The sequence below is a fragment of the Roseibium marinum genome (genome assembly GCF_002906165.1).
GTDB lineage: Bacteria > Pseudomonadota > Alphaproteobacteria > Rhizobiales > Stappiaceae > Roseibium > Roseibium marinum.
Map to the genome: position 1 here is coordinate 244,719 of NZ_PPCN01000001.1, position 11,274 is coordinate 255,992.

The 11,274-nt window shown below is 60.8% G+C and carries 9 protein-coding genes; 5 read left to right on the forward strand and 4 right to left on the reverse strand.

What is annotated here, in order from left to right:
• Positions 1 to 35: 35 nt before the first annotated feature.
• The 3 genes from CLV41_RS01110 (at position 36) to CLV41_RS01120 (ending at position 1,832) form a co-directional block, all read left to right on the forward strand.
• A complete protein-coding gene (locus tag CLV41_RS01110; protein WP_103220440.1) occupies positions 36 to 431 on the forward strand; it encodes an SH3 domain-containing protein in 396 nt (131 codons plus the stop codon).
• A gap of 148 nt (positions 432 to 579) precedes the next feature.
• Entirely contained in the window at positions 580 to 999 is a 420-nt protein-coding gene (locus CLV41_RS01115; RefSeq protein WP_146048470.1) for a hypothetical protein, read from the forward strand.
• Positions 1,000 to 1,058: 59 nt separating this feature from the next.
• A complete protein-coding gene (locus tag CLV41_RS01120; protein ID WP_103220442.1) occupies positions 1,059 to 1,832 on the forward strand; it encodes a MinD/ParA family ATP-binding protein in 774 nt (257 codons plus the stop codon).
• 130 nt (positions 1,833 to 1,962) lie between these two features.
• Here the strand turns inward: CLV41_RS01120 and CLV41_RS01125 are convergent, their stop codons facing one another.
• The 4 genes from CLV41_RS01125 to CLV41_RS01140 all read right to left on the reverse strand — a co-directional run bounded on the left by CLV41_RS01125 (position 1,963) and on the right by CLV41_RS01140 (position 8,762).
• Positions 1,963 to 3,513, reverse strand: a complete 1,551-nt coding sequence (locus CLV41_RS01125; protein WP_103220443.1) for a serine/threonine-protein kinase — start codon at positions 3,511 to 3,513, stop codon at positions 1,963 to 1,965.
• Between the two features lie 107 nt (positions 3,514 to 3,620).
• The gene (locus tag CLV41_RS01130; protein ID WP_170107079.1) at positions 3,621 to 5,222 is read right to left on the reverse strand and encodes a sigma-54-dependent Fis family transcriptional regulator; all 1,602 of its coding nucleotides are present in this window, start codon (positions 5,220 to 5,222) and stop codon (positions 3,621 to 3,623) included.
• 126 nt (positions 5,223 to 5,348) lie between these two features.
• Entirely contained in the window at positions 5,349 to 7,997 is a 2,649-nt protein-coding gene (gene tssH, locus CLV41_RS01135) for a type VI secretion system ATPase TssH (protein WP_235867032.1), read from the reverse strand.
• Between the two features lie 249 nt (positions 7,998 to 8,246).
• Entirely contained in the window at positions 8,247 to 8,762 is a 516-nt protein-coding gene (locus tag CLV41_RS01140; RefSeq protein WP_103220446.1) for an Hcp family type VI secretion system effector, read from the reverse strand.
• Between the two features lie 494 nt (positions 8,763 to 9,256).
• On the opposite strand from CLV41_RS01140, the gene CLV41_RS01145 reads away from it, so the two are divergent.
• Positions 9,257 to 10,786, forward strand: coding sequence for a type VI secretion system Vgr family protein (locus CLV41_RS01145; RefSeq protein WP_103220447.1), 1,530 nt, complete (start codon positions 9,257 to 9,259; stop codon positions 10,784 to 10,786).
• Positions 10,787 to 10,923: 137 nt separating this feature from the next.
• Positions 10,924 to 11,274 carry a hypothetical protein gene (locus tag CLV41_RS01150; protein WP_103220448.1) on the forward strand — a complete coding sequence of 117 codons (351 nt, stop codon included), beginning with the start codon at positions 10,924 to 10,926 and terminating at the stop codon, positions 11,272 to 11,274.

The following is an 11,274-nucleotide window of genomic DNA, read 5'->3' on the forward strand; positions in this document are numbered from 1 at the left end:
GGATCACGGAAACGAACAACCTAGTCGGGCGCGAGATGCCAAGATTTCTTCCTTATGTGATTGTGGTCGGGCTGTTTCTCGCGGCTCTGATGATCATTCAGATCCGCGACCGCTCCTATCTGGAGGAGGCGGCGCGCGCGGCCTATCCGCCTCCGCCTGTCTCACGGGTCATTTTTCCGCCGTCCCCGGAGCCCTCGGAGCCTCGGGGCCCGCTTCTGTTCATAGCCGGCGACCGTGTCGCGTTCCGCTCCGGTCCGGGATTGCGGGAACCCGTCATAGAACGCTTCAACAAGGGCAGGAACGTCCGCCAGACCGAGGTGGAGGGCGACTGGGTCCATGCCCGCGATGTCGATACCGGCCGGGAGGGCTGGATAGCAGGCAAGTACCTGACGCCGACAAATCCCCTGCAGACGGCGGCTTCGGACGAATGACGGGCGTGGCAGGCACCGGACCGGATAACCGCCTTGGCTTGTCTGCCGCCGTATTCACTCATGCGGACGCCGACCGCTTGAAACATTTCCGCTTTGCCATGATCGGCGGAAAGCCATTGGATCATTGTCCTGACATTGGAGGCCGCGCATGAGCTCGCCAGATACCATGAAACCGGCCCTCGCCAGCCTGGCGCGCACCTGCGAGGCCATCGCCAATGGCCGGTTTGACGACGTCGAGGATCTTTACGGGGTCATCACCGATGATGCGGTGGAAGAGGACATTCGCGCGCTTGCGGAAACCTTTTCCGGCATGGTGGTTCAGGTGGAGGCCCGCGAGTTTCATTCAAGCCAGCTGATCGCCGAACTGACGGAGACCAAGCGCCGGCTGGAAGCGGCGGAAGCCAGGCTCCGCAAGGAAAACGCCGACCTGAAAACCCGGCTCGACAAGTTCGAGGTCACCTATGACCAGGAACAGGCAGAGATGGAAATACGCGAGGTCAGCGACACGGATTATTTCCGCTCCCTGCAGTCCCGCGCCAAGGATCTCAGATCCAGATACAAGCCCTGACCCGAAGCCTTGCACCCCGGTTTTTCTTCAAGTCCCACCAGTCCAATTCGAGTTGATCCGTGACCAAAATCATTTCCACTCATTCCTACCGGGGCGGGACGGGCAAATCCAACGTCACCGCCAATATCGCCGCGGCCCTGGCCCTGCGTGGTCACCGGGTCGGCATCGTCGATACCGACATTCAGTCGCCGGGGATCCATACGCTGTTCAAGGTGGACCTGAACGCTGTCACCCATACGCTGAACAATTACCTCTGGGGACATTGCAGCGTGACCGACACCGCCATCGACGTCACGCAGAGCGTGATCGACGGGGAGGGACAGCCGGTAGTGCCGGAGGGCGGGCGGGTGTTTCTCGTCCCCTCCTCCATCAAGACCGGAGAGATCGCGCGGATCCTGAAGGAAAAATACGATGTGGAGGATCTCAACCGCGGTTTCGTCGATTTGTGCGGCGGCCTGGAACTGGATTATCTGCTGATCGATACCCATCCGGGCGTGAACGAGGAAACGCTCCTGTCGATCGCGATCTCCGATACGCTACTGCTGATCCTGCGGCCCGACATTCAGGACTATCAGGGGACGGCGGTGACGCTGGAGCTGGCGCGCAAGCTCGAGGTGCCGCAACTGTTCCTGTTGGTGAACAAGGCACTGGAAACGTTCGACTTCAGCGAACTGGCGCAGCGGATCTTCTCCAACTACCGCACGCCGGTGGCGGCCGTCCTGCCGCTCTCCACGGACCTCATCCAGATCGGCAGCACCGGCCTGATCCGCACGCTGCATCCGGACCACCTGTTCACCAGGGCCATCGAAACCGTCGTGGACGCCATAGAATAACCGGCAACCGAAACGCCTTGGAGCATGTTGCGTTAAATTGAATTCAGGAAATCGCCCGAACGCGTTTGCAAAGCAAACGCTGCCTCGGGCGTCTTTCTGAAACCATGAATCCGCTTGAACGCAACACGCGCTAATCGCTGGTTTCCTCGAATATGCCGGTCAGAAAGCTGGCGACATCGGGCAGGCGCTTGTCCCGATCGAAGCAGAGCGCCTTCTGGAGCGTGTCCCAGGCCTGCGGGTCGAGACCGTCGATCGGGTGGGCGGCCAGTCCCTCCCGGGCGACATCCGAGATCGGTCTCGAGCTGAACGGATGGCCGCCTGTCAGAACCTGATAGGTAATGCAGCCGAGCGCGAAAACATCATCCCTCGGGTCGCGCGGAGCCCGTTCGAATTGCTCCGGGCTGGCATAGGCCGCCGTGAGGCTGTCTTGAATGGGGTGATCGGCGCTGGCGCTTGCGGCGGCGGCCAGACCGAAATCCAGAAGCTTGACGGTGCCGTCTTCCAGCAGATGGATATTGCCGGGTTTCAGGTCGGAATGGACCACGCCGCGGCTGTGGGCGTAGCCAAGCCCGGCGCACATGCCGCGTAAAATACGGGCGCATTCGCCCGTGGGCAGCGGCTGGCCCATCGAGCGCCCCAGACGCCGGTCGAGACCTGTGCCTTTCAGCAGTTCCATCACGATGAAGACATCCGCCTTGTCCCGGTCGAAGTCATGGACGGTGGTAATGTTGGGATGGGCGAGTATCTGCGACTTGCGGGCTTCGGCTTCAAGCAGGCGAAGCGCCTCGGAATCGTTGTGAAAGTTCTCGTTCAGGAGCTTGACCGCCACATAGGGCTGATCGTGACCTGCTTCCAGGCGCCGCCTGTCGACGGCCGAATAGACATATCCCATGCCGCCGCGGCCGATTTCCGTGTCGAGGATGAACCGGTCCCGCAAGATGGAGCCGACACCCGCGCGCTTGATCCGAGGCGTTGCCAGCTTGTTGAAATCGAGGCCTTCGCCCTGCCGGCCGCCGGCGGCGCGCCGTGCATCGGACCGGAACCGGGCGCTTCTGAAATTCGTGAGGAACTTGTCGAGCTTGCCGCTGTCTTCCTGACCGGCCTGCGGCTCCCCGGTGACCGCCCGCTTCTGGCGATAGTCCGCGTATCCGGACACCAGAGACGTCAGAATGGCGTCGTCCACCTTGCCGCGCATGTCGCCGCCGTCCTGCTCGGTCGTTTGCGTGAGAAAGGGCAAGGGTGGCAATTGCGGCGAAACCGGCTGACCGGCCGGGGGAACGCCTTCTTCGGGACCTGGATCAGCCGGCTCCTTATGCGCGACGGGCAGTTCCGGCGCCGGACCGGAAAGTGCATGCGGCAGGGTGGGCTCGTCGAACTCCTCGTCCGTTCGCCGCGGCGATGCGGCGGGAGACGTCGGAGCCGTAATCTCGCTGTCCGTCCGCTGGGTGGCGTCTTCAACAGGGGCCTGGGGCTGGTCGGGAAGCTGGTTCAGCAGGATCTGTCCGAGATCTTGCGGAAGACGGCCCTCTTCGACAAAGGTCCGGATGGTCTGACGCGCGTCCGGCAGGGAGCCCGGCGAGGAGCCGGCCAGCGTCCGGAGCTGCCTGGACAGCTTGTCGTAAGACAGCCGGCCGGACACGAAACCGTTAATCAGGGCGGCAAAGGACGTTTCTGTCGGCAAAGTTGCGGTGCCCTTCACTTTCTTGTCGGCCGATGGTGCGCGTGACCTCGTTCAGCCTGCTTTCATGAAAGCAGAAAACTCGATCGGCCCCAAGCTGCTCTTGCGGTTCATGAACGCTCAAAACCCTCGGGCCGGGTGATGTTGTAGCGGTTGAGCTTGTCGATGATCGTGCGGCGGCTGACATTCAGGACGCGGGCGGCATTGGTCTTGTTCCAGTTGACCTCGCGCATCTTCGCTTCAATGACCATCGCCTCGTACTGGCCGACAATGGTTTTCAGGTCCCCGTCGGGAATGAGCACCGGCACGCGGTTGCCGGCCTCATACCGGGCACCGGCCAGTTCCGGCGGCAGATGGGCGAGCCCGATCGGGAAGCCCGGTCCCGCCATGAGCCTTGCCCGGTCGAGGATATTCTTCAGCTCGCGGACATTTCCCGGATAGCCCCAGCACAAAAGCGCCTCGAGAGCTTCGGACGCCAGAACGGGGACGGGGTGCCCGGCCTTTTGCGCCGCCGAGCGCAGGAAGTGGTCGATCAGCAGCGGAATGTCCGACGGGCGCTCGCGCAGGGGCGGCAGAAGGATCGGAAAGACATTCAGCCGGTAATATAGATCCTGGCGGAATTCTCCGGCGGCGATCTGTTCTTCCAGATTGATGTTCGTCGCGCCGACGATGCGCACATCGACCTTTTCCGTCTTGGTCGAGCCCACCCGCCGGACTTCTCCTTCTTGAAGCAGGCGCAGCACCTTGGCCTGCAGCGCCAGCGGCATGTCGCCGATCTCGTCCAGGAAAAGTGTGCCACCATGTGCTTCGTGGGCAAGACCCAGCTTGCTGGTATTGGCCCCGGTGAATGCGCCCCTGACATGGCCGAAGAGTTCGCTTTCCAGAAGCGCTTCGGGCAGGGCGGCGCAATTCTGCACCACAAAGGCCTTGCCGGTCCGGTCGCTGGATTGGTGGATGAAGCTCGCCATCAGTTCCTTGCCGGTCCCGGTCTCGCCGCGCACGAGGATCGGGACCGTTGAGCAGGCGGCCTTGCCGACCAGCTCGATGGCATGTTCGATCGGCGGGCTCTCGCCGATCAACCCCTTCGGCCGGAGCGGCGCGGGGGATTTTCGCCCCGGGGGTTTACGGATCTGTTTGGGAAGCTCGGCCAGATGCCGGTCGAACTGACGTTTCAAACGGGAGGTGTCTTCCAGGAGCCGGGCATTCCACATATAGAGCGCCGCCAGGCCGGCGAGGCTGTGCAACTGCCGCAGGCAGGTTTCGGACACCGCGGAGACAGTCTGATGTGAAGCCCCCGGATTGACGACCTGCAGGATGCCGATCGTCCGGTTGGACTGGATGGTCAGGGGCAGGATCACCAGCGCGCGGGTCCGCAGCCCGCCGAACTTGTCGTCTTCGCGGATACGCTCGAAATCGTAGCCGATGACCTTGTCGATGTCCGGGAGATTGAGCGTGGTGCCGGTGGAAACCACAAAGGCCGCCGGTTCCTTCAGGTTCGGCATCTGGTCCGCACCGTAGAGCGTGACCTGTTTGCCCGCGGGCATGGCCTTGATATAGCCGCGGTGCCGCGAACAGGCTCTGTGCAGGGTCTGGCCGAACGCGTCGAGAATGAAAATCGACGCTTCTTCGGCTCCGGTCAGGTTCAGAGCGGACTCTATGACCTGATCCATGACGGCCTCGACCTTGACGCCTGCTGTCATGGCGACGGTCAACTCAATCAGATCTCCCAGAACCATAGCGTCAGAAACCGTCTTTCATGGACGTCTCCCGGTGGGGGCTCTGCATGATGCGGCAGCCCTCCGGGTTTGGCGGATGTGAGCGGGAAACGCTCCAGGTGCTCAAACGAGGGCGTAGCTGAAGCGCCCGCCTTCACCCAAGCCGATTTCAACCTTCGAGAATTCCACCTCTTCCGCACCCATTTGGGTCAGAAGTTCGGTGGAGAGTTCCGGCAAAATGGTGCGGTTGACGATGTGGTCGATGTTACGCGCGCCGGTTTCGACTTCCGTGCAGCGCGCGGCAATGGACTGAACGACGCCGTCGGAATAGTCGAGTTCGAGCTTCTGGTTCTCGCGCAGGCGTTTGCCGATCTTGTTCAGCTTCAGGCGGACGATTTTTTCCAGCGGTTCGCCGATAAGCGGATAAAACGGCACGATCTGCATCCGCGCCAGCAACGCCGGTTTGAAATGCGCGCTCAGGATCGGTCGGCAGGCGACCACCAGTTCATCTGAATTCGGTCTCTGCGGCAGGGCGCCCATTTCGGTCAGGACATCCGTCGCCAGATTGCTGGTCAGGATGACGATTGTGTTCTTGAAATCGATCTGCCGGCCTTCGCCGTCGGACAGAACGCCCTTGTCGAACACCTGATAAAACAGGTTCATCACCTCAAGGTCGGCTTTTTCCACCTCATCGAGCAGAACGACGGAATAGGGACGCTGGCGGACGGCCTCGGTCAGCACGCCGCCCTCGCCATAGCCGACATATCCGGGAGGCGAGCCCACCAGCTTGGAAACGGTGTGTTTTTCCTGAAACTCGGACATGTTGATGGAGATCAGGAAACGCTCGCCGCCGAAGAGCTGGTCCGCGATCGCGGTTGCAAGTTCCGTCTTGCCGACGCCGGACGGCCCGACGAACAAAAACACGCCCATCGGCGCATCGGGGTTCTGCACCCCGGCCTTGGCGGTCCGCAGCGCCTGGTCGACAGCGTCGATGGCATGGTTCTGACCGATCACACGGCCCTTCAGTTTGTTGCCGAGGGAAAGGATGGATTCCGCGTCGTCCTGAACCATCCGGCCGAGCGGCACACCGGTCCAGTCGGCAATCACCTGGCCGACGGCCTCTTCGGTAACCTCGAAGGAGATCAGCGGATCGCCGGCCTGAACGGCTTTCAGTTCCGCTGCTATTTTCGCATAATCCTCGGGGCTGATTACGACATCGGCCGCCTCGTCAGACACATCTTCCGCTGTCTCTGCGCCGGCGCTTTCCTCAACGCCGGAACCATTTGCGGCTTCGGGTTCCGGCGCGGGGTCGTCTTCAAGGCTCAGCCCCAGCTCGTGGCGTATTTTGAGAAGCTTCTCGACCAGGCTCTTCTCCGCTTCCCAGCGGCCGGTCAGCTCTGCGATTGCGGCTTCTTCCGAAGCGATTTCCGTTTCGATATCCGACACTTCCAGGTCGTGCGAGGCGAAATCGGCCTGGTGGTCGCGTTTCAGGGACTCGAGTTCACGCCGCAGTTCGCCCAGCCGTTTTTCCTTGAGCTCGATGACGAAGGGCTTGGAGGAAAGCGAGAGTTTCACCCGCGCGCAGGCGGTATCGAGCACATCGACGGCCTTGTCCGGAAGCTGGCGGCCGGAAATATACCGGGCGGAGAGCCTGGCGGCAGCGACGACCGCATTGTCGCGGATATAAACGCCGTGGTTTTTCTCGTAGGCGCCGCGCAGCCCGCGCATGATGGTGATCGCCTGGTCCGGGCTCGGCTCGTCCAGCTTGATAAGCTGGAAACGCCGTTCCAGCGCCGGATCCTTTTCGATATATTTCTTGTATTCGCTCCAGGTCGTCGCCGCGATGGTCCTGAGTTCGCCGCGGGCGAGCGCCGGTTTGAGGAGATTTGCGGCGTCCGCGCCTCCGGCCGAACCGCCGGCTCCGATCAGCATATGCGCTTCGTCGATGAACAGGATCACCGGTTTGGCGGAGGATTTGACCTCGTCGATAATGCTCTTCAAGCGGTTTTCGAACTCGCCCTTGACGCCGGCCCCGGCCTGAAGCATGCCGAGATCCAGCCCGATCAGCTCGACATTCTTGAGCATGTCGGGAACGTCGTGTTCCGAAATCTTGCGGGCCAGACCCTCGACCACGGCTGTCTTGCCGACGCCCGGGTCGCCGACACAGATCGGGTTGTTCTTGCGCCGCCTGCCCAGGACGTCGATCATCTGCTGGATTTCACGGTCGCGGCAGAAAACCTGGTCGATCTTGCCGTCACGGGCAAGCTGGGTGAAGTTGGTGCAAAAGCGTGCGAGAGCGCTGTCGGGATCCATGCCCGGCGCGACGGAACCGCTTGCGGCGGAAGCCTCGCCCGCCGGACGCGGCGTCAATCCGGACGTGGTTTCCTCGGACTGGCTGATGATGTCGGCGAAATTCTTCTTCAGCTCGACGAAGGACATGGCGTCCAGAAGGCCGAGCCAGCGGTCATCCGCGAACCGGTTCGGCTTGGCGAAGATCGTCGCAAGCAGGCTTCCCGAGCGGACCTGATCCAGGTCGAGTTCGACGGAACTGATGAGCCAGGCGTCGGAGATCCATTCGATCAGCAATGGGGAAAAGGCCGGCCGGCCCTGATTGCCGCGCTTCAGGCTTTCCAGTGTCGCATCGAGTGCTTTTTTCAGGGTAGCGGGATCGATCTCGAAGTGGCGGCAGGCGCTTTGCAGGTCATGCTGACTGGCGTCGGTAAAGACGTGCAGGAGATGTTCGATCGTGACCTCGTAATGGCCACGCGTCACGGCAAGTCCTGCAGCGGCTTCAAGGGAACGGCGGGAATAATTGTTCAAACGTCCGATCAAACGGCGGAGATCGAGATCTATCAAGAGCCTGCCCCATCCCTAATTAAATTTGCTTGTGAATATGTGCTTAATGGCAATTCATGACAGTAATACTATGCAGGAGAAGCACAGGTTCACTCGTCATGCCGGCGGCGGAATAGCAGTGACCGCCCCGGTGATCCGGGGCGGTCCCGATGCCGTCAGGGCAAGTTAGCCGGTCACCGGAGCGCGGTAGTCGTCGGAGGCGTTGGTACCGGCGACTTCGTGGGTCCAGATCGCCTTGCGGTAGGTGAAGGACCACTGGTCCAGATCGCCGCGGCTGGAATTCTGCTCGTCGTTGACGTCCGGCTGCATGGTCTTGCCTTCAACGAAAACGGCGTCTTCGAACTCGATTGTGAAATAGTGTTCCTGAACGCCCTTCGTGGAGGTCCGCCAGAATTCGACCTTGATCTCCATGGCTTCACCGGTGGCCAGGGCCTGCCACATCAGCGGCGTTGACTTGTCGAGGGGCTTGATGAAGGTGGTCGGCATGTGGCGGCGCGTTGCGATGATGGAGCCGGACTGCGGGTCGCGCGGAACGATCGCGTTCTGCTCGAACTTGTAGACCATACACTTGGCCTCGTGACCTTCCTGCCACAGGTTGCCGATGCTGTCGGCGGTGGTTGCGTCAGAACTGATGTCGCCCTGCGTGGCGCCCTTGATCGTCATGTAAGCGATATTCGACATGATAGCCTCGTCTCTTGAAAAAACCGAAATTCCGAGCTGCCGGGAGCTGTGCCGCCGACTGAAACGATTAGCGCAAGGGGTATGCCAGTTTCATGGGTAAGCAAAAAATACCAATAATATCAAATTGTTGATCTGATAATCAGAGCTATTGTAAATTATGACACTGTGCGGAATTTCTCACGCTCTCCTGGAGACTGCGCGAAAGAGTCCACACTGAACATGTGATTGCCGTGACAACAACCGGTGCTTGGCCCGCTGACGGCGCCACCTTGACCCGCAAATGCCGGTTCTGGCGGTGGAACGACCGCTTTTTCGCCATGTGCCGTGACGGCTGTGCAGAATTCGGAGAATTGACCGGCGCCTTCCCCTCGCACAGGCTTTCTTACCATGAAGTCCGGCTGCCGGGTTTTGCGCAAGCGTCACATAACTCAGGCAAAACTCGAAATTGAAAGCGCAAGGCGGTCCGGTCAGGCCAGCTCCAGGAGGAATTTCCGATGAATACCGATTCATCTCACGGGCACATGACAATCGAATTGCCCGGCGCGGCGGGCGAGGAAGTCTATGTCGAAAGCCTCGCCGGCAGGGAAGCCCTGGGCCGGACTTACCGGTTCGAGATCTCTCTGCTGTCCAAAAAGCCGATAGACCTGGAAAGCATGCTCGGCAAGGCCGCGAAGCTGACATTGCAGCGGGCGGGCGAAAGCGTGTCTTTTCTCGGTGTGATCGGCTCGGCACGCACCGGCGACCCGACCAGCAATCGCGAGTTCAGCTATCATGTGGTTATCGAACCGGAACTGGCCATGCTGCGCCACAGCGCACAGAACCAGGTCTATGGCACCGACAAGGACGTCACCGTTGTCGATATCATCCAGGGCGAGCTGGCCGATGCCAACAAGGCCGGTTCGAATACAGCTTCCAGCCGGGTAGCCCGCCAGATCCAGTCGGAGCTTCTCATTGCGGCAGCGGATTATCCGAAACTCGATTTCGTGTTCCAGTACCGGGAGAACGATCTGAATTTCCTGTGCCGGATGTGCGAACGGTTCGGGATCTATTTTGCCTTCGACCATTCCGAAGACCGGGAAAAAGTGGTCTTCGGTGACCGCAAGGAACATTTTTCGAAACTGAGCGGCAGCCGGGTTACCGATGAACTGGCCTATCGCAGCAGGAACCAGGCTCTCGGCACGGATTCATTCGGAATCTGGTCCTTCAACGCTCATTATGAAACCAGCAGCGGCACAGTCGCGCTCAGGGAATATAACGAGGACACGCCCAAGGTGTCCCTGTCGGTCTCGGAGGACGCTTCTTATGCCGGTCAGGGCGTGACCACCTGTTACGGCGAAAACTATCCGGTGGTGCCGGACGGTCAGTTCATCGCCAGGCGCCGCGTCGATCAGTTTGAAGGCCAGCGTCTGCAGTTCCGGGGGGAAAGCAACGTTCCCAATCTGCGCCCCGGTCTGTTCTTCCGGCTGAAGGATCATCCTGTCTCCGGTCTGGACGGGCTTTATACCGTCATCTCGGTCGAGCATGCCTGCACCACGTCAACCCCGATCGGCTTCAGCTCCGCCGAAAAACAGCCTGCGCCTTACACAAACAGGTTTGTCTGTGTGCCGTTCGACAAGGGCTACCGTCCTCCGATGGTCACGCCGAAGCCGGTCGTGTCCGGCTATATGGTGGCCTTCGTCGATGGGGAAGCCGACGGAAGCCGCGCGGAGCTCGACGACAGCGGGCGGTACAAGGTCAGAATTCCGGATGAGGAAAGCGGGCTGCTCAACGGCAAGGCCAGCCATTTTGTCCGCAAGATGGAGCCCTATGGCGGCGGTGACGGATACGGCTCGCATTCAACCCTGCTCAAGGGCACAGAAGTCCTGATCGGGTTTCTCCAGGGGGACCCTGACCGCCCGGTCATCCTGGGCGCTGTCTCCAACGGCGAACAGATCAATCCGGTGACTTCGGCGAACCAGACCGTCGCCCATCGCATGAAAACCGCCTCGGGGGTCGTGTTCCAGATCAATGACGGCCCGGCCTGACCCGTTCCGGGGAAATCCTGCGTGGCTTGGGCAAACCTGGCGCTGGATCTTCCGGAAACCTGTCGGTCGATTTTAAAGTGGTAGAGCCCTGAATGGGCGATTGGGCCGGTGCCGCCGGTGGAATGATGAGGATAGGTATGGCAACCTGGAAACCGGTTCAGCGTGAACCTGACGCGTTGCGCGCTTGCATATACGATTATCTGAGAACACGCGCCCGACAGGTCTATCAGTCGGGGACAAGCGCGCCGACGCCGCTCGGACTGTCACGCGAGACCATGTGCAACGGCGGCATGCTCAATATCGATCTGACCATAACGCCTGTCGGGCTCACTCTGGTCAATTCGAGAAGCGCGCTGGTTTTCGGGGTCACGGGTCATGCCGCCGACAAGGGGACGGGGTATCAGGTTGAGGGGCGCGTGGTGATCGACAAGCAGACGCTGGCGTTTCTGTCGATCGAAGCCGATCTTACAGTGTTAAACCGGAGTTAG